This window comes from Alteromonas sp. MTD1, assembly GCF_042848195.1.
Lineage (GTDB): Bacteria > Pseudomonadota > Gammaproteobacteria > Enterobacterales > Alteromonadaceae > Alteromonas.
On the sequence record NZ_BTGG01000005.1, the window covers coordinates 1 to 20,291 of the forward strand.

Consider the following 20,291-nt stretch of genomic DNA (forward strand, 5'->3'; position numbering starts at 1 on the left):
TTGAGCATCCATACGTTTTCATCATCCATGGATTGTTCAAACGCTGTAAGTACATCGCCGTTCATACCTACGCGGCCAACGTGAATGTGTGCCGCTGTGGCGTCTGGAACACCTGTCGTTCTTAGCACAACATCGATATTTCCCGTTGCTGCATCGTGTGTTGCATAACCGTCGCCGCTAGCAGTGGTTTGTACCGCAGGCACTTCTTGTTGACCCGATAAACCGAATAAAAGAATTGTAGTATCGGCAGTCACAATTTGACCGCGAACCTCTCCATTTGGATATGCGTCGGTATGAATATTCAGATAGAAATTACCTGCAGCCAACTGAGCTATTGTGTCGTCGTCGATCGATGTTTCATCGAGCACGTAGCTGCTCTCGCCATCTGGCTCAAGTGCGAATAACACATCGCCATTGACCCCGATACCGCCCACATGAATGTGAGCTGCGTCAATGTTGGATAAATTGGTGGTGTCTATGTCAATCGTAAATAAATTTAAAGACTCATCTACTTCTATGATAGCAGTGGCTGATGTGTCTGTGTTGTTACGTGGAACTTGTTGTGTGCCATTGAGTGTAATTTCATAGGTTTGGCTAGGTGTAAATACCTGCACTGGTGGAGGAGGTGTTACCACTTCTTCTGGCTTTTTATAATCACTACCACATCCAGCAAGAATGAAAATGAAACTCGTTAAAGCAACAATGCGCTTCATATTTTGATTTCCTTTTTGTTGTCGTTGATTATTAAACGAACAAGTATTTTGTTTGGATGCAAATAAGTACTGTCTTTTTTCATTTTGGTACTGCTGTGCATCAGCCGTCGACGTGAATGCAGTTGATCTTTCGTCAGTAATGTCCCAACAAAAAAGTTAAGCGTCTCCTTCGTATGTCTTTTCTGAGGTTAATAACCACACAACGAGATTGCCTATCGTTTTATCTGTGTCGAACTCAATATCATCCCGTTTCGACGCAAATGCCGGTTTGATTTACGTTGGTCTCTTAGGAAATTATGAAAAAGGTTAATGTGTAATCACTTTTTAGAAATGATGGGAAGAAAAAACGCTGACTACTAGTATCAGCATCAAAATCATTTACCATTTTTTGGCTTTACTTTCAGTATTAGCATTGAAAAGCCATTGAACTGAAAGGTGGCATAGGTAAGAATAGCCCACACATTCAAAGCTACCGAGTAGTAAGCTGCAGCGGAACAGCCAGTTTTACCGTTCCCATTGCAATCCCGTCTTTTCAACTCGGTAGGAAGAGATACAAAATAAATCAGGAGACAACATGCCCTCTCGTCGTGAACTCGCCAATGCTATCCGTGCATTAAGCATGGATGCCGTTCAACAAGCAAAATCTGGTCACCCAGGCGCCCCAATGGGGATGGCTGATATCGCACAAGTATTGTGGGGTGATTTCTTATCACACAACCCTGCTAATCCATCGTGGGCTAACCGTGATCGTTTTGTGTTGTCTAATGGCCACGGCTCAATGCTGTTGTATTCACTACTTCACCTTTCTGGTTACGAACTGCCAATTGAAGAGCTAAAGAACTTCCGCCAGCTGCACTCAAAAACACCAGGCCACCCAGAGTATGGTTACGCGCCAGGTGTTGAAACTACTACAGGTCCACTGGGTCAAGGCATTAGTAACGCGGTAGGTATGGCACTTGCTGAGAAGGTACTTGCTGCACAGTTCAACCGCGATGGTCACGACATTGTTGACCACTTCACTTATGCTTTTATGGGCGATGGCTGCCTTATGGAAGGTATCTCGCACGAAACCTGTTCACTCGCCGGCACACTTGGTCTTGGAAAACTTATCGCGTTTTGGGATGACAACGGCATTTCAATTGACGGAGAAGTTGAAGGGTGGTTTACCGACGATACGCCTGCGCGCTTCAAGAGCTACGGCTGGGATGTGATTGAAGGCGTAGACGGTCATGATGCAGAGCAAGTAAAAGAGGCTATCGAGAAAGCGCAAGCTAACACTAAGCAGCCTACGCTTATTTGCTGTAAAACCACCATTGGATTTGGTTCGCCGAATAAAGAAGGGACCGAGTCTTGTCACGGTGCACCGCTAGGTGAAGATGAAATTGTAGCAACGCGCGAAAAGCTTGGCTGGACGCACGGTGCGTTTGAAATTCCAGACGACATTTACGCGGGTTGGGATGGTAAAACAAAAGGCGGCGAAGCGGAAAGCGCGTGGAACGACGCTTTTGCAGCATACGAAGCGGCTTATCCAGAGCTAGCAGCAGAGTTTAAACGCCGTGTTAATGGCGAATTACCCGCTGACTTCAGCAACAAAGCCGACGCTATTATTGCTGAGCTTCAAGCAAACCCGCAAAACATTGCTTCACGAAAGGCGTCGCAAAATGCACTAAACGCATTTGGACCGCTTCTACCAGAATTACTAGGTGGTTCTGCTGACCTAGCGGGCTCAAACCTAACTATTTGGGAAGGCAGTAAAGGCGTTGAAGCCAACGATGCATCGGGTAACTACATTTATTACGGTGTACGTGAGTTTGGTATGTCTGCCATGATGAATGGCATTGCGCTTCACGGTGGCTTTAAAGCCTATGGCGCTACTTTCCTTATGTTCATGGAATACGCGCGTAATGCAGTGCGTATGGCTGCACTAATGAAGCAGCCTGCTATTTTCGTTTACACCCACGATTCAATTGGTTTGGGTGAAGATGGCCCAACGCACCAGCCGGTAGAGCAGGTGGTTGCACTTCGTGCAACTCCAAACCTTGATAACTGGCGTCCATGTGACCAAGTAGAATCTGCGGTGTCGTGGAAGTCTGCAATCGAGCGTACAGACGGTCCAACAACCCTAATCTTTACTCGCCAAGGTCTTGCACAACAAGAAAGAACGGCTGCCCAAGTAGCTGACATTGCTAAAGGCGGTTACGTACTTAAAGACTGCGCTGGTACGCCTGAGCTAATCCTTATTGCAACGGGTTCAGAAGTACAGCTAGCTGTTGAAGCGGCTGCGAAACTTACTGAGCAAGGTAAAGCGGTTCGTGTAGTTTCAATGCCATCTACCGACGTATTCGATCGTCAGTCTGCTGAATACCGTGAGAGTGTATTGCCTTCTAGTGTTGTTAAGCGTGTAGCGGTTGAAGCACTTTCAAAAGATAGCTGGTACAAATACGTGGGCTTTAACGGTGCTATCGTGGGTATGGATACGTTTGGTGAGTCTGCACCAGCAGGCGATTTGTTCAAGCACTTCAACATTACCACTGACGCTGTAGTAGAGGCTGCACTGTCTCTGTAAGAGGTAAATAAATAAGCCTATGCTAAATATTGCCATTAATGGGTTTGGTCGTATTGGTCGCAATGTGTTGCGCGCACTCTATGAAAGTGGGCGCAATAACGAGTTTAACGTTGTGGCCATTAACGACATTGCAAAACCTGAAGGCATAGCACATTTGCTTAAATACGATACCGCCCACGGGCGGTTCCGTTTTAATGTGGCCTTAGAAAATAACACGCTGAATGTGGCGGGTGACGATATTGCATTGCTTGCCATAAGCGATATTAAAGACCTACCCTGGAAAGACTTAGGCGTTGATATTGTGCTTGAGTGTACGGGAAAGTTCGACGATAGAGTGTCTGGTCAAGCGCACTTAGCTGCAGGGGCAGGCAAAGTACTGTTCTCTTCCCCAGGCTCTCCCGATTTAGATAATACGGTTATTTTTGGTACTAACGAAGACACGTTGACCAGTGAACAAAAATTAGTCTCTAACGGTTCTTGCACCACAAATTGTATTGTTCCTGTTATACAGGCGTTAGACGCAGCGTTTGGTGTCGAAAGTGGTACGATCACCACAATTCACGCCTCTATGCACGACCAACAGGTTATCGATGCATACCATGAAGATTTGCGCCGAACACGTGCTGCAAGTCAGTCAATCATTCCTGTTGATACTCGCCTTGCTGCCGGTATAGAGCGCATTCTGCCTAAGTTTGCCGGTAAATTCGAAGCCATTGCCGTACGTGTTCCAACCATAAATGTAACCGCAATGGACTTAAGTGTAACGTTAAATACTGAAGTGACTATTGACCAAGTAAACCAGGCGTTAAAAAAGGTAAAGGCAGGACGATTGCAGGGTATTTTGGACTATACCGAAGAGCCACTAGTGTCGGTAGATTTTAATCATGACCCGCACTCGTGTATTGTTGACGGAACACAAACAAGGGTTAGTCACAAGCAACTGGTAAAAACGCTGGTGTGGTGTGACAACGAATGGGGTTTTGCAAACCGTATGCTCGATACCGCTAAAGCAATGTTCGAAGCACAGTAACGCATTGATGCTGCCAAGGGTTGGTAGCGCCAGCCCGCGCAGCTTTCACAGTTAATTAGCGCGTACCATTTTGAAGCGCCATGACGCTATATCATGCACCGTTTTGGTTTGGTACTCGCAACGTATTTTAAATTAACAAGGAAAGACGATGGCAATTCCAAGCATGAACGATATGTCCCTAAAAGGTCAGCGCGTTCTAATTAGACAAGATTTAAACGTACCGGTAAAAGACGGTAAAGTTACCTCAGATGCTCGCATCAAAGCATCAATTCCAACCATAAAAGCAGCGCTAAACGCTGGTGCAGCTGTAATGGTAATGTCTCATTTAGGTCGCCCAACTGAGGGTGAGCCAGCCGAAGAGTTTTCACTTCAGCCTGTAGTCGATTATCTCAACGACGCGCTTGATGTGCCGGTAAAGCTAGTTAAAGACTATCTTTCTGGTGTTGAAGTAGGTGAAGGCGAGCTAGTAATACTTGAAAACGTACGCTTTAACAAAGGCGAAAAGAAAGACGATGAAACACTCGCCAAGCAGTATGCTGCGCTGTGCGATATTTTCGTTATGGATGCGTTTGGTACAGCGCACCGTGCGCAGGCTTCTACTCATGGTGTTGCCAAATTTGCACCTAAAGCGTGTGCTGGTCCATTGCTTGCTGCTGAATTAGATGCACTAGGTAAAGCGCTAGACAACCCTAAGCGCCCTATGGTTGCCATTGTTGGTGGTTCGAAAGTATCTACCAAGTTAACGGTACTTAAAACGTTAGCTGAAAAAGTAGATCAGCTGATTGTTGGTGGTGGTATTGCCAACACCTTTATTGCTGCTCAAGGTCATAATGTCGGTAAATCGTTAGTTGAAATGGACTTAACCGAACAAGCTACACAGCTAATGAGCGAAGCCCAGGCAAACGGCGGCAATATTCCAGTACCTACTGACGTTGTTGTAGGTAAAGCATTTGATGAAAACACTGAAGCTACGCTTAAAAATGTAGGTGATGTAGCTGATGACGATATGATTTTTGATATCGGTCCGAACTCATCTAAAGCATTGGAAGACATTATTAAAAACGCGGGTACTATTGTATGGAATGGTCCTGTAGGCGTGTTTGAGTTCGAACAGTTTAGTGCAGGCACAAAGGCGCTTTCTGAAGCTATTGCTGCAAGCGATGCTTTCTCTATTGCTGGTGGTGGTGATACACTCGCCGCGGTAGATAAATACGAAATTGCAGACAAAGTGTCTTATATTTCAACCGGCGGTGGTGCATTCCTTGAATTCCTAGAAGGAAAAACACTGCCAGCGGTAGCGGTACTAGAAGAAAAAAACAAATAAGCTACGTGCAAGCTACGCAAAGAATAATAAAAAAGCGAAAAGCATAACGCTTAAGAACAACGGGCTGCGCTTTCAACAGCATTAAAAGCGCGGCCGCGCTACTTGAAATAGTAGCAACAGCGATACAGTGACGTAACGTTGAAAAGAATTATAAACCCTACACCTGTCGTTAAGCGGCAGTAAATACAAAAGGAGTGTTGCCATGGCATCACAAGCTCAGCAAGCAATGCTGGATAAACTGAAAACGCAAACTGGTTTTATTGCAGCCCTAGATCAAAGCGGTGGCAGTACACCAAAAGCGCTACGTCTTTATGGCATCGAAGAGTCTGCTTACGGCTCGGACGAAGAGATGTTCAATCTTGTTCATGAAATGCGTACTCGCATTATTACCAGCACCCCTTTTAGCGGCGAGCGTGTTTTAGGTGCTATCTTGTTTGAAAATACACTCGATAGAGAAATTGAAGGCATGTCTTCTGCACACTTCCTGTGGCAAAAAAAGCGTGTTATTCCTTTTTTGAAGGTTGATAAAGGTCTTGCTGAAGAAAGCAACGGTGTTCAAGTGATGAAGCCGATGCCAGCATTAGATGCGTTGCTAGCTAAAGCAGTAGCACAAGATGTTTTTGGTACCAAGATGCGAAGTGTTATAAAGCTTGCTAATCATCAAGGTATCAAAGATGTGGTTGCGCAGCAGTTTGAAGTTGGTAAACAAATTTTAGCTGCGGGCCTTGTTCCCATTATTGAACCTGAAGTGGATATTCACAGCCCACAAAAGGCAGAAGCAGAAGCACTACTGAAATTGGAAATTCTTACGCAGCTTAACCTGCTTAACGAAGGCCAGGAAGTCATGCTAAAGCTTACTATTCCTAACGAAGCGAACTTCTACAAAGAGCTAGTTGATCATCCTCGTGTGCTTAAAGTTGTGGCACTGTCTGGTGGTTATAGCCGTGACGATGCAAACGCTAAGCTTGCTGAAAACCAAGGTATGATTGCAAGTTTCTCTCGCGCATTAACCGAAGGTGTCTCTGCACAGCAGACCACAGAAGAGTTTGAAGCAACGCTAGACGGCGCAATTGAAGCCATTTATCAGGCATCTAAATCGTAACTACCTGTTCGCTTGTAATAAAAAAGAGAGCAATTGCTCTCTTTTTTTGTCGCTTATTTTGGGGAGCTAATGTTCTTTTTAATTCGAATAACTAGCGACTGAAATTGAAGCGCTCAAAAAAATGTTCCGCTTCGTTTCGGTTAAAAGCAAATCCGCGCTGTTTTATGTTGTCTAGCGCTTCACACAAAGAGCGATAAAATGCAAAATTAACCCCAGCGATTTCATAACATTGCTGAATTTGTTGTTTTGTAGTGCGCTCTATATCTGTATCTAAAACCACAATAGCAAGAAACGACAAGCCTTTTTCCTTTCTCTTGTGTGTTTGCTTTACGAAAATATCGAAAGTGCTAGGCGGCATTAAACTCTCACCATATAAACAGCTCAGCTGTGCCCAGGGCTTACCGTCGGTTATTGATGCAATATGACGGCCCATTTTTACGGTGCCATTTCTCATGGTGACGTCATTCCACGGGCCCCTTCCAGAAAACTGAAGAAGCTGCTGATTTAATGCACTTTCAAATTCGCCATGAGGGTTTAACATTTCGGACTGTTAGTTATTTTTACTAATTCGCTAACACTAACATTTATGCAATAGGCAGCAATTAGTCAATAGGTTGAAAAATGAGCACGCGATTTTTGTATAGGTTAACGTGATTAATCGCTTATAACAGTAATCCTAGCGTATTTTTTAAACATATGATTCTTATCAATTACTATAACGGTAAAAATAAAATCAGAGGTTGCACATGTCTTTACCCATAAAAAAACAAGTATCAATAATAAAACCTTTATTCCTGATACTAGCCTGTGTTTTCGGCGCAAGCGCAACAACAGTAAACGCCCAAGACGCTATAGATAAAGAAAATAATGAGCACCTTTTCCAATCGGAAGATATTTTTAACTTAGAGTATGTCAGTGAAGCGCGCGTTTCGCCAAATGGTAAAGACGTTGCTTATGTTAGACGTTCAAACGACATAATGACTGACAGCACGCGTTCAAACATCTGGCTCGCATCTGTAGATGGGAAAACCCATAGGCCACTATTATCTTCGAAGAAAAACTATTACTCGCCACGTTGGTCTCCAGATGGAACTCGACTTGCTTATTTGTCTAATGAGGAAGGAAAGCCACAGCTATACATTCGCTGGATGGACACAGGGCAAACTGCGCTTGTTACTAACGTAACATCGTCGCTTAACAATATAACGTGGTCGCCTGACGGAAAATCTATTGCTTTTACCATGAGTGTAGATGCCGATGAAAAGCCACTTAAAGTCGAGATGCCGAAAAAGCCAAAAGGCGCAAAGTGGTCAGAAAAGTTTCAGTACATTACCAAAGCAAGGTATCAAGCTGACGGCAGAGGTGTGTTAGAGCCTGCTTACACTCATATCTTTATTGTGCCCGCAGACGGTGGCACGGCTCGCCAACTTACCTCGGGTAATTACCATCACAACGGTAGCTTTAGCTTTACGCCAGATGGTGACCGTATCTATTTTTCAGCAAATCGCAGTGAAAATTGGGAATACGAACCCGTAGAGGCTGACATTTTCACCGTTGATATGCAGGGAAATATTGAACAAATTACCCAATTCGCAGGGGCTGAGACGTCACCTGTAGTCTCACCGGACGGCATGCGCGTGGCATACTCACGAAGAAGTGATGAAAAGGTCATGTACAAAAACACGTACCTTTACGTAATGAATGCTGATGGTAGTGCACATAAAAACCTAACTCAAGATATTGATAATTCACTGTCTAATGCAATCTGGAAAGACAATAAGAGTCTCTACTTCCAGCAGTCTGTTCGTGGACTCGCACAAGTTGATGTGGTGTCTCTTTCTGGCAAAGTTAAAAATATCGCTAAAGGTTTAGGTGGTACAACGCTTGGCAGGCCTTATGTTTTCGCTAACTATCATGCGGCCGACGGTGTGGTTGCTTACACTAAAGGGCGTACCGACCGTCCTGCAGACCTATTTGTAACTGCACGTAAAACGAAGCAGCTTACCCAACTAAACGAAGATGTACTTGGACGCAAAACACTGGGTGAAGTAAAAGAAATTGTTTATAAGTCAGCTATTGACGGTGAAGAAATTCAGGGTTGGTATATTCTTCCGCCTAACTACGATAGCAGCAAGAAATACCCGTTAATTCTTGAAATTCACGGAGGGCCAAACCTGGCTTACGGACCGGTATTTACCGCTGAGCTTCAGCGTATGGCGGCAGAAGGCTACGTGGTGTTTTATGATAATCACCGAGGTAGCACAGGCTATGGTGAACGCTTTGCACTGCTGTTACAGGGTAAATACAGCTCTGAGTATGATTTTTCAGATCATATGTCGGGTATTGATGCTCTAATTGAAAAAGGTATTGTCGATGAAGAGCAGCTCTACATTACAGGTGGCTCCGCTGGTGGTATCGCTTCTGCTTATGCCATTGGTTTAACGAATCGATTCAATGCAGCCGTTGTGGCTAAACCCGTTATTAACTGGCTTTCAAAAGTACTCACTGCCGATTCTGGCCTATACCAAATACCATTTCAGTTTCCAGGTAAACCTTGGGACAACGTAGAGCATTATTGGAAGCGCTCTCCGTTGTCTTTAGTGGGAAATGTGACTACGCCCACTATGCTGATAACGGGTGTTGATGATAAACGTACGCCGATGTCTGAAACCGAACAGTTCTATCAAGCACTGAAACTGCAAAAAGTTGATACGATTTTAGTAAAAGTGCCGGGCTCTTCACATGGCATTGCGGCGAAGCCATCAAGAATGATTGGAAAAGTTGAAAATATTTTGGCGTGGTTTAAAAAGTATTCACCAATAGCCGCTAAAGAAGAAAGTGGTCAAACAGGTACTAATTGATAAGACGTTGACTGTCTTGTTCTAGAGTTGCTGGTGGGGCTGAATGCAAAGGACTCAGTCCCCACTTCATCATAATACGTTGGTATTCACCATTTTCTTTAAGCTGCTGAAGCGCATTCTTAATTGCAATAACTTCGTTTGATGTGGTTTCCAGACCAGTTGCCATATGAAGCTCTGACTTTGACATATCAAGTTCAAATGCTTTTACCGATTTATCCGAAGCATAACCTGCCGCTTCAATTTCATAGCGGCTGGTTGCAAAACCTGTCGCCGCATAATCGATTCGCTCGCTATAAAGCAGGTTCCATAGCTGTTGCGGTTCAGTTACTAAAATAAGATTTTCATTCTCTTTAAAACCTTGCTTAGTTAAGTACTCGGCTGCGCCGTACCCGCGTATAGAACCAACTCGTTTCGATTTAACCTCTTCTAATGTTACTATTTCCTCATTAGCGTTATGCGCCAAACCTATTAATGATGCATTAACGGTAGTAATTGCACCCAGCCAATGAAACTGCGAGCTTCGCGTCGGCGACTTTAATAAGGTGAGCAGCACAATATTGGGCTTGTTTACTGCTTCTTTGTAAGCTCTCGCCCACGGCATGTGTTCTAACGTGCTTGAAAAGGGAAGAAGGGGTTTCATTGCCTCGGCTAAGTCAACATTCGCGCCTTGCGGCGCGCCGTTTTCGTCTAGCCAATAAAAAGGTGCAACAAGTTCGCTCACAAAACAGATGCTCGGTTGATGTGCATGCGTATTGAAACTTAAAAGCGCCACCATAAAACAGAAAAAACTAGTACGTTTCACTGTGCAATGTCCTTAAACCTCAAGAGATACGCCACGACATCTATGTAATCTTTATGCGTCATTTAACGGGTGTAGTGTTGTGATATCAGGTATGACTTCAAGGGTCAAATCAAGTGCTTTCCAATAATCACTTTCTCGCAAAAGATCAGCGGATATTATCGGTTTTTCGTCTAACCAGCCGTCTGGGAAAGTGAGTGCAAGTGCACTTTTGTTCACGTCTACTTTTATATCAGGAATAAAACCTTCTTGTCGCTTAATGTTAAGCAGCACGCCTAGGCGCAGTAAGGCAATTAGCCGTTTTACAGCTTGATGATCAAAAATGTTAAAACTAGGAAGGTCGTTTATGCGAATTTTCTTCCTGTGAAAGCGCACCAGTGTGGATAGCAAAAGTTGTTGCTCTTGCGTGAAGCCTGGCATGTCCACGTTGGCAAGAATATAAGCACTATGCTTTTGTATACCGCGAGAATTTATTTGCATACCCACTTCATGTAGCAATGCAGCCCAACCTAGCATGCTCTTGAAGTCAGTACTTTTTAGCTTCCATGTTTTCTGTACTTGTGCAAAGAGCATCAGCGTTGTATTTAATACCATGGTGGCTTGTGACGTATCCACATCGTAGCGTGTTGCCAAACTGCTGGCCGTTCTTCCTCGAATATCGGCGTGATGTAGTTCATCTTCCATTTGATAAAGCACGCCTTCGCGCAATGCGGCAGGAGAATAAACTAGCCCTTCAATTTCTAGCGCCTTAAAAACAGCTATTAAAATAGCTAAACCACCCGCAATCACTACACGGCGGTCTTCGCTTAAGTCCGGGTAATCAAGTTTGTCTACGTGCCCAGCGCTAACAAACTGCTTCATGAGGTTGCGTAGGCTTTTCAGGGTAACAGGAATGTCGTGACCGTTAGGACGGTCTTGCTGACACAAGGTGAACAACGAGCGAATGGTGCCAGAGGTACCTATACATTGAACCCAGCCCAAACGACGGTATTTGTTATCAATCATCTCTAACTGCTGTTCAGCAGCAGTAATGGCTTGGTCGAATGCTTTGTTTTTAAGTTCGCCACTTGCAAAAAAACGCTTGGTATAGCTAACACAGCCCATTTGTAAGCTTCTGCATATTAGCGGGTTAAATCCTTCACCAATAACAAATTCGGTTGAGCCACCGCCAATATCCACAACCAGCTGTTGTCCGTCAGAATAATTAGTGTGTGCAACACCAGAGTAAATAAGACGAGCTTCTTCTACGCCTGAAATAACTTCAATAGGGTAGGGTAGTATGTCTTTCGCCGCATTAATAAAGTCGCGAGCGTTTCGCGCTTTACGCAGTGTGTGTGTTGCTACAATGCGCACCGAGTCAGGTTCGAAGCCTTTTAAGCTTTCGGCTACTACTTTTAACATGGCAAGGCCGCGTTCCATGGCCTCATCAGACAGTAGATCTTGGTCGTTTAATCCTTCGGCTAATCTAACTTTCTGTTTTACTCTGTGTAGTATTTGTACCGACCCAGCAACAATACGTGCAACCACTAAATGAAAGCTATTCGAGCCAATATCAAGAGCGGCTACTTTACTTACTTCTCGTGTTTCCACGTCGTTAAAAACAGATTCGTGCTGGGTCATGTACTTCCTAAATTGATTCTTCGAGCTTCTTCAAATAGTCGTATATCTCTATTTGTGAGCGAAGCTTTTTGCGATTTCCTCTGCGAACGTATTTGTTGCTTTGATCTTTGTCAATCACGCGCGCTTTCAAGGTATCTTTGAATTGTAGTTCCATTATATCAACAATGCGCTGTTGAAGTCCTTTATCGTATACTGGGCAACCTACTTCTATACGGTTGTCCATATTCCTTGTCATCCAATCCGCCGACGAAATATACACCTTCCTATCGCCGCCGCCTTCAAAAATCATCACACGAGGGTGTTCAAGGAACCTGTCCACAATAGAGATAATTTCAATATTATCGCTTATGCCTTTTAGGCCTGGGTTCAATGAGCACATACCGCGAACTATGCCGCGTATCTTAACGCCAGCTTGGCTTGCACGATATAAGTCATCTATAAGTTCTTTATCAACAAGGTTGTTAATTTTAAACGTTATTTGCGCTTTGTGACCTTGGTTTAAATGCTGGATTTCTTGCCTAATAAGCGACTGAATTTTAGTGCGTGCATTTAGCGGCGATATTTGCAAATGTTGAAACTTGTAGCGTCGGTATGGGTATTGAATTAGGTCGAATACGGCCACGCCTTCATCAGCAAGCTCTTGGTTACGGGTGAATAAACTGTAGTCGGTGTATATTTTGGCCGTTTTTTCGTTGAAGTTTCCTGTACCAAAATGGGCATAGTTCACCATACTGCCTCGCTCTTCACGAGTCACAATGCACAGCTTAGAGTGAATTTTCAGTGTGGGTACACCAAGCACAACACGAATACCTGCATCAGTCATTCGCTTCGACCATTCAATGTTAGCTTCTTCATCGAAACGCGCTCGAAGCTCAACAACTACCGTTACTTTTTTACCGTTATCAACGGCATCGATTAACGAGTTGATAATACGAGAGTTACTCGCCACGCGATAAATATTTATGCGTATGGTTTTTACATTGGGGTCAAAAGCGGCCTGTCGCACGAATTCGGTGAAATGCAGGAAGCGATGATATGGGTAGTATAAAAGAATATCCCGAGCGGTAATGGCATCGAATACCGTATTGTATTTTGAAAACGCGTTGCTATCGATTGCAGGTAACGGTGTATGTTCAAGATATTCGCGACCTACATTTGGAAAACCGATAAAGTCTTTGAAGTTTCGGTAGTGACCGGCAGCATGCATGGTATCAAGCTTTGTAATTTTTAAGCGCTTTCTAAGATCCTGCTTCATGTCTTCAGGCATATCATTGTCGTAGATAACACGAACAGGTTCAGCAATAAGTCGCTGCTTCATACTTTCCGACATTTTTTCAACAAAGCTTTCGTCAATTTCTTCGTTAATTGAATATTCTGCATCACGGGTCATTTTGAATGAGAACGCTTCAATCTCGTCAAATTTAACGAAACCACGGAAGATGTCTTCAATACAAAGCTGAATCATGTCATCAAGCATAATAATGCTTTTCTTCTTCCGGCTTTTTTGAGGCGGAATAAGCATGAAACGCGACATTTCAGACGTGGGTACTTGAATAACAGCAAACTTGGGGTTTTTGTCTTTGCGGCGCAACGCCACGTATAAATAAACCGAGTTACCGTTTAAGCGGCTTAATAAGTCCGTTTTTTTATCAATAAGAATAGGGGCAATATGCCGAAGTGCTTTGTTTACAAAAAAGTTGCGTACCCACTGTTTCTGGTAGTCGTCTAGCCCATCTTTCCTAAGAATATGGATATTGTATCGAGCCAGTGCGCGCACCACGTCTTTGTGAATTTGGTCAAACTTCTCGGAAAGCTCTACCACTTTCTTTTGAATTTGCGCCATCAATTCGGTTTGGCGTTGTGCTTCTTCTTCATTTTGCTCATTTTGCGCAATGGTTATCTGACGTTTAACATCGGCAGCACGTACGCGGTAAAACTCATCTAGGTTGTTCGAGTAAATACCGAGAAATCGGATACGCTCAACGGCGGGGTTATTCTTATCAGCAGCTTCTTGCAAAACGCGTTCGTTAAACGCTAACCAGCTTAACTCTTTGGGATAATATAAAACGTCGCTATCCATAATGTCTCAATGCTTATACATAAAAATGGTCAAAGACTGCCATCAGTCGGTGACACTTCTGTGACAGCAGGCAATAACCTTGTGTTATCGCGTTGCTGTAATATCCACCACTAGGTCGTTGGCTAACGCTTCAAGTGCATCTTGCAGCTCACCATCATCGAAGGTTTCTGGAACCGCAATTTCTGCCTTTGCTTTGAAAATAAGGCTTCCCCAGTTAGGAGCGCTCTCGCAGTTCGAAGAAAATGTAAGAATATTCAAATTGAATTGATGAAGTACTGATGTTAATTCCTGCACAATGCCCGTTTTGTCGTTACCCATAACATCAACGGTAAGTTTAGTCGGAAGGGTGTTGTCGGCGCTTGTTACCGCCACAGACTGCACCGATAAATCTTTTATGGCGTCGAGTGCTTCAATTAGCGCTTGCTTTTCTTCCGCTGGAACATGTACTTCCACAAAGCCCGTAAACATACCCGCCATATGTGCGAAGCTTGAGCCTTGCCAATTTCCTTGATGTTTATAAACGCTTTTGGCTACGGCATCGACTAACCCCGGCTTGTCTTTACCCATGATACTTATAACTAGTGATTGCATGTAGCGCTCCTTTGTGGACTGGGACAGAAATACTTTGATCGTCTTCTTGCAGGGGAATACCATAGCAAATTAAGTAAGTGAGCGCCGGTATTCGATAAACTTTCACTTGCTATTAGCATAACAAAACTTACACTGCTCACCAGTGCAATTTTCGTCAAATTCTCTTGTAGAAGCAGAATTTTAACAATAAGAACGATTAGAACGATAGCATGAGTTTGGACAGCGGCAGCATTAACAGAAAACGTCAGCGAAACGATAGATGGGCGCGCTATGTAATTACTGGCTTTGGTGGGCTGGTTTTGTTGACGCTGGTAATTCTAATTACGCACTTGATTAGCCAAGCGCTTCCCCTTACTTACATTCCCAGCCTTCAGCAAATAGCAACGTACAAAGTTGATGCAAGCGAGCGAATAGTCAACACCGGTGATGTGTTAAACGGTCAACCCCTTTTAGTGCAAAAAAATGACTGTCGTTTAGGGCTGAAGGTACTCAACGACAATATTTTAAGCAGCGCTAATCAGTACATACGTCCTTGCGAACACGAGCTTATAACCCAGTCGATTATGGGTGAAAATTATATAGTGGATGTGTCGGGCAATGCACAGGTAAGAGTGCTGCCAGTGCGTGCTTTAGGTGTTACCAATGACGTAACCCAAGAGCCTAAAGCTAACGAGTTAGCGGTAATGATTTTGTCTAATTTCATCACCTTTTCCTTGCCACAGGAAAAATGGAATGAACGCACCGGCTGGAAAATTGCGCTGTCAACTAAATGGGCCGTTGTGGCTATCGAACAAAACAATGATGTTTTCGTTCGTTGGGTTAACCGTAAACGTCCAACTGAAGTAATAGATAAAACCTTTAAGAATGTATCGCGCTATACATTGTTGCCAGGTAGCCAGAACATTTTGCTTGAGATTAATAACTCCGTGTACTTCAACCGTTTAATGGATACGGGGAATGTACTGTACCCAGTAACAGACGACATTTTTTCTGGCGATGGCGCTAGCACACCGTTGTCTTTTCCGCTCGCCAAGCACCGCACATTCTTTATAGCAACCAGAAAGGGTAATGAAGTTCAGCGCTGGGTGTTAAATCAAAGCGACAATGGTTTAGTATTCTCACCTACTTATAGTCTTCGCTTAATGCAAAACGAGCGTGTGGTTGATATCGCCGAACATGCAAGTATGAATTTAGTGACCATACTTACCTCTAAACACCGTATGTTGTTAGTTAATCGGGTGTCGGGAGAGGTAGTAAAATCAGAGAAAATTACAGTAAACCCACAAACGATTATTTGGTATGGGGATAAGTTGTTTGGCTCTACTGCATCGGCATTAACCGTTTGGCAGGGCAAAGATTTGTCTGGCAGCACAACATGGTCGTCGCTATTTAGCCCACAGCACTACGAAGGCTATGAAGACGATGACACAGTATGGCAAACAACCAGCGCAAGCGATTTCCAAGAAGCAAAATTCAGCCTTACGCCATTACTAATAGGCAGCATCAAAGCGTCTTTATTAGCGCTTCTTATTGCTATACCCGTGGCAATAGGAGCAGCCATTTATACTGCGTTCTTTGCAAAGGGGAAATTGCGCAGCACAATTAAACCCGCGATAGAACTACTTGAAGCTATCCCAAGCGTGCTTATTGGCTTTATTGCCGCTATTTGGCTGTCACCTAAAGCCGAGCAGTTTCTTTTTTCGTTTGCATTTTTCTTAGTAGTTATTCCTTTTGTGCTTATTGTTGTTGCACTTGTGCAGCGTCCATTTGCACAGTGGTTACCAAAAAGAATTCGCCACGGAGCCGAACTCTTGTTTGCGGTAGGTGGTGCACTTTTACTGGGTTACGTTAGTGTGCAATACGCACCGTCAATAATAGGTTCACTACTTGGTATTGATAGTTTTACCTTATTAGCCGCTGAATCGGATAGTCCAATTGGAAAAACCACAATAGTAGTGGCATTGGCGTTAGGTGTAGCAATATCCCCCAGTATTTATTCACTTGCTGAAGACGCCATTTATGGTGTTCCCAATGATTTAAAAAATGCGTCTTTCGCATTGGGCGCAACGCGACTTCAAACATTGGTGCACGTAGTTTTGCACGTGGCATTCCCTGGTATTATTGCCGCGGTAATGCTTGGTTTCGGGCGTGCGTTTGGTGAAACCATGATCGTACTTATGGTCACAGGGAATACGCCTATATCCAGTTGGGGGCTTATTGAGGGGCTACGAGCGCTTACTGCCAACCTAGCCATAGAACTACCAGAGGCTGAAGTGTCATCAGCGCACTATCAAATTCTCTTTTTTACAGCCTGCATTCTATTTATGTTTACGTTTGTGGTTAACACGTTGGCCGAGTTGACGCGTCAGCGAATTAAGGGGCGTAGTTATTATGGTTAGTACGCCAAAAACGGTTTTAAACGCTTCTCAGCGACAGTCGCTGGTTATAAGTTTAACTGCGTTCTTTACGGCTATACTTATTATTGCGTTGGTAAGTGTACTTTTACTTATAAGCTTTCGTGGAATGGCTTATTTTTGGCCTGAGCCTGTTTACTTAGTGACGACAAATAAAGAAGGCGCACCCCGCGCATTTTTCGCTAATGTTTATAGCGACCCTGCTACCAATGAGATAACGCTTAAATATTCTGACTCACAAAACCCATACGGCTCTCAGATGCGTTTAACCGCGTCTGATATTCAAAGTAAAACGTTGGCAAAGGGAACCGCTGAGATAAAGTTTGTTGATGGGCGCCGAATTCTTGCCAGCCCCTTTCATATCGTTGAGCCCAGTGATTCAAAAAAATCACTAGATAGTTATGAACAAATTACAGCCGAGGTAGCCTTAATCAGCGCCAATATTGAAAATATAAACGTTCAAAATTTGGCCCCCATACACGAAGCGCTTTCAGCTTTTGATAATCGTAATGTTGAAAAGAAAGCACCTGCGCGTGAAAAGCTTGTTAGCGAATTTGAACTATTCCAAAAGCGGGTATACGCGTTGGAGTCTAGACGCGATAAGTACCAACTGGCAGTAAAGTTTGCTGATGGTGAAAGCCTGCTGGTGCCCATGGCCAGCGTTCAGAGTGTTGACTTTGTGAGTAACTTAACGCTTTGGCAAAAATGGAAAGTTTTTTTCAATGATGTGGGCGTGTTCCTAACTGATTCACCCAAGCAAGCCAATACGTCTGGTGGTGTATTTCCAGCTCTTTTTGGTACCGTGCTGATGGTGTTTTTAATGACCATTATTGTTACGCCATTTGGCGTGCTTGCCGCCATTTATTTAAGTGAATACGCACCTAATAATGGCTTAACCACGGTAATACGCGTTAGTGTGAGCAATATGGCAGGTGTGCCATCTATTGTTTACGGCGTGTTTGGTTTGGGGTTCTTTGTTTACGCCGTAGGGGGCAGCATAGATGAGTTGTTCTTTGGCGACACGTTGCCTGCGCCTACCATGGGTAGTCCTGGTGTGTTTTGGGCGTCGTTAACCATGGCCATACTTACGTTGCCGGTAGTAATAGTAGCCACTGAAGAAGGTCTTAGACGTGTACCTGAGGGCTTGAAAGCCGGCAGTTATGCGCTAGGGGCAACAAAAATGGAAACTATAGTGCGAACGATATTACCTATTGCGTCGCCCGGTATTATGACCGGCGTTATCTTGGCTATTGCTCGTGCCGCGGGAGAGGTGGCACCGCTTATGTTAGTGGGAGCCGTAAAGTTTGCACCTACGCTTCCGCTAGACGGTGAGTTTCCTTATTTGCATCTCGACAGACAGTTTATGCACTTAGGTGTATTAATTTATGACGGCGCGTTTCATAGCCAAACCGATGGAAAAAGCGCAAGTATGATGTTTGCAGCATGTTTGCTGCTGCTCATTGTAGTTTTTGTACTCAATATCTTAGCGGTTATACTCAGAAGCCGTCTGCGAAGACGCTATTTAACAGGATAAACAGGCGCTACTTATTATGTTGAAGCTGTTCGAACACAATACCCAAAGCGTAGACGACATAACCGACGAGAATACTGCGGTAGATGTTAGAAATTTGAATTTGTGGTTTGGTAATAAACACGTCTTAAACGACATTAGCATGCGTATTCCGCGCAATAAAATTACCGCGCTGATTGGCCAAAGTGGTTGCGGTAAATCAACGCTAATCAGTGCCTTCAATCGACTAAACGATTTATATGACGGCTGTAAATACAGCGGCGAAATTATTATTGATGGCCGCAACATTAATAGTAAGAAAGTAAACGTATCGCGCCTTCGCGCAAACGTGGGAATGGTGTTTCAGCGACCGAATCCTTTTCCTATGAGTATTTATGAGAACGTATGCTACGGATTAAAGTTGCAGGGCGTTAAAGTACGTCGTCATTTAGATGATGCTGTTGAAAGCGCGCTAAAGAAGGCGGCGCTTTGGAATGAGGTTAAAGACAGGCTGTTTGAGTCTGCCCAGGTGCTTTCGGGCGGTCAGCAGCAGCGCTTGGTAATAGCGCGTGCGTTAGCGTTAAAGCCCGATATTCTGCTACTAGATGAACCAACGTCGGCCCTTGACCCGCTTACCACACTGTTTATTGAAGAGCTGATGGACGAACTTAAAAAGCAGTGCACTATTATTATTGTTACGCACAATATGCAGCAGGCGGCACGGGTAAGCGACTACACCGCGTTTTTCCATCAGGGGCGTTTAATTGAGTACGCAGACAGCGATACACTTTTCACAATGCCAGACAAGAAACAAACCGAAGACTATATAACGGGGCGCTATGGTTAACCTGAAGACAGTTAATTTAAAAGCGGTTAATTCACCATATTGGTCTTTTAACGGTAACAGGAGGCGTTAGCATGCGTCAGGTTGCATTAAACACGCATATATCCGGTACGTTTAACATCGAGCTGGAAAATTTACGTAACTCGGTGTTGACCATGGGCGGCGAAGTAGAGCAACAGCTTGTCGATACGCTGAAAGCAGTAAAGCACAATCACGCGGGTTTGGCCGAAAAGGTTGTCTTGAACGACTTAAAGGTAAACTCGATGGAGATGCAGATTGATGAAGAGTGCCTACGCATCATCGCAAAGCGTCATCCTACCGCCAGCGATCTGCGATTAATCATGACAATTTCAAAGGCCATCACCGATATAGAACGTATGGGGGATGAAATTGAGCGTATTGCTAAATTAGTAACCCGAAACAAGTTACCTACATCAGACACAATAAAAAGCAGTATGCTGCTAATAGGTGAACGTGTGGCGGCCATGATGCGAGGTACGTTTGACGCCTTTGCGCGACAAGATGAAGCCGCTGCGCTTGAGGTATACGATCAAGATAACCGCATTGATAGTGAATATAAGCGCCTGTTGTCATACACCACTTCAGAAATGCAAAAAAGCACCGACGATATGCAAGATTGGTTAGATGTTTTGTGGGCATTGCGCTCACTAGAGCGAATTGGCGATAGATGCAAAAATGTGTGTGAGTATGTGGTGTATTTAACACGCGGAACAGATGTTCGACATACACCGCTGGAAAACATGGCGCAGAAGCTGGAAGATTTAACGTAATCTTGTCCATTTGGTCTACATGGATTTATATAATAGTTAACGCTAT

At 44.1% G+C, this 20,291-nt stretch carries 15 protein-coding genes; 9 read left to right on the plus strand and 6 right to left on the minus strand.

Annotated elements, in window-relative coordinates:
* Positions 1-713, minus strand: a 713-nt coding sequence (locus ACGHAV_RS07665) for a CHRD domain-containing protein (protein ID WP_390378664.1), incomplete at its 3' end; no start/stop codon positions are given.
* 574 nt (positions 714-1,287) lie between these two features.
* Between ACGHAV_RS07665 and tkt the strand changes: the two genes are divergently transcribed.
* The 4 genes from tkt to ACGHAV_RS07685 all read left to right on the plus strand — a co-directional run bounded on the left by tkt (position 1,288) and on the right by ACGHAV_RS07685 (position 6,735).
* Complete coding sequence (tkt, locus tag ACGHAV_RS07670; protein WP_390378667.1) at positions 1,288-3,279, plus strand: transketolase; 1,992 nt, start codon at positions 1,288-1,290, stop codon at positions 3,277-3,279.
* A 19-nt stretch (positions 3,280-3,298) separates the two neighbouring features.
* Positions 3,299-4,309, plus strand: a complete 1,011-nt coding sequence (gene epd / locus ACGHAV_RS07675; RefSeq protein WP_390378669.1) for an erythrose-4-phosphate dehydrogenase — start codon at positions 3,299-3,301, stop codon at positions 4,307-4,309.
* A gap of 148 nt (positions 4,310-4,457) precedes the next feature.
* A complete protein-coding gene (locus ACGHAV_RS07680) occupies positions 4,458-5,633 on the plus strand; it encodes a phosphoglycerate kinase (RefSeq protein WP_390378672.1) in 1,176 nt (391 codons plus the stop codon).
* A 202-nt stretch (positions 5,634-5,835) separates the two neighbouring features.
* Complete coding sequence (locus tag ACGHAV_RS07685) at positions 5,836-6,735, plus strand: fructose bisphosphate aldolase (RefSeq protein ID WP_390378675.1); 900 nt, start codon at positions 5,836-5,838, stop codon at positions 6,733-6,735.
* Between the two features lie 91 nt (positions 6,736-6,826).
* Here ACGHAV_RS07685 and ACGHAV_RS07690 read toward each other — a convergent pair whose 3' ends face one another.
* Positions 6,827-7,276 (minus strand): hypothetical protein, encoded by a 450-nt coding sequence (locus ACGHAV_RS07690; RefSeq protein ID WP_390378678.1) that lies wholly within the window; start codon positions 7,274-7,276, stop codon positions 6,827-6,829.
* Positions 7,277-7,481: 205 nt separating this feature from the next.
* On the opposite strand from ACGHAV_RS07690, the gene ACGHAV_RS07695 reads away from it, so the two are divergent.
* Positions 7,482-9,596: a prolyl oligopeptidase family serine peptidase gene (locus tag ACGHAV_RS07695; protein ID WP_390378681.1), complete on the plus strand. Its 2,115-nt coding sequence runs from the start codon at positions 7,482-7,484 to the stop codon at positions 9,594-9,596.
* Here ACGHAV_RS07695 and ACGHAV_RS07700 read toward each other — a convergent pair.
* The 4 genes from ACGHAV_RS07700 to ACGHAV_RS07715 form a co-directional block, all read right to left on the minus strand.
* A complete protein-coding gene (locus ACGHAV_RS07700) occupies positions 9,589-10,317 on the minus strand; it encodes a substrate-binding periplasmic protein (protein ID WP_390378684.1) in 729 nt (242 codons plus the stop codon). The two genes, ACGHAV_RS07695 and ACGHAV_RS07700, sit on opposite strands and share 8 nt — an antisense overlap.
* A gap of 132 nt (positions 10,318-10,449) precedes the next feature.
* On the minus strand, positions 10,450-12,015 hold the full coding sequence (ppx, locus tag ACGHAV_RS07705; protein ID WP_390378687.1) for an exopolyphosphatase: 1,566 nt from the start codon (positions 12,013-12,015) through the stop codon (positions 10,450-10,452).
* A gap of 7 nt (positions 12,016-12,022) precedes the next feature.
* Positions 12,023-14,095 (minus strand): polyphosphate kinase 1, encoded by a 2,073-nt coding sequence (ppk1, locus tag ACGHAV_RS07710; protein ID WP_390378690.1) that lies wholly within the window; start codon positions 14,093-14,095, stop codon positions 12,023-12,025.
* Between the two features lie 84 nt (positions 14,096-14,179).
* The gene (locus tag ACGHAV_RS07715; protein ID WP_390378693.1) at positions 14,180-14,686 is read right to left on the minus strand and encodes a glycine cleavage system protein R; all 507 of its coding nucleotides are present in this window, start codon (positions 14,684-14,686) and stop codon (positions 14,180-14,182) included.
* Positions 14,687-14,895: 209 nt separating this feature from the next.
* Between ACGHAV_RS07715 and ACGHAV_RS07720 the strand changes: the two genes are divergently transcribed.
* The 4 genes from ACGHAV_RS07720 to phoU all read left to right on the plus strand — a co-directional run bounded on the left by ACGHAV_RS07720 (position 14,896) and on the right by phoU (position 20,245).
* Positions 14,896-17,085, plus strand: coding sequence for an ABC transporter permease subunit (locus ACGHAV_RS07720; protein WP_390378696.1), 2,190 nt, complete (start codon positions 14,896-14,898; stop codon positions 17,083-17,085).
* Positions 17,078-18,634: a phosphate ABC transporter permease PstA gene (gene pstA / locus ACGHAV_RS07725; protein WP_390378699.1), complete on the plus strand. Its 1,557-nt coding sequence runs from the start codon at positions 17,078-17,080 to the stop codon at positions 18,632-18,634. Before ACGHAV_RS07720 ends, pstA begins: the two co-directional genes overlap by 8 nt.
* 16 nt (positions 18,635-18,650) lie before the next feature.
* Positions 18,651-19,457, plus strand: a complete 807-nt coding sequence (pstB, locus tag ACGHAV_RS07730; protein WP_390378702.1) for a phosphate ABC transporter ATP-binding protein PstB — start codon at positions 18,651-18,653, stop codon at positions 19,455-19,457.
* Positions 19,458-19,528: 71 nt separating this feature from the next.
* A complete protein-coding gene (gene phoU / locus ACGHAV_RS07735) occupies positions 19,529-20,245 on the plus strand; it encodes a phosphate signaling complex protein PhoU (RefSeq protein WP_390378705.1) in 717 nt (238 codons plus the stop codon).
* Positions 20,246-20,291 lie beyond the last annotated feature (46 nt).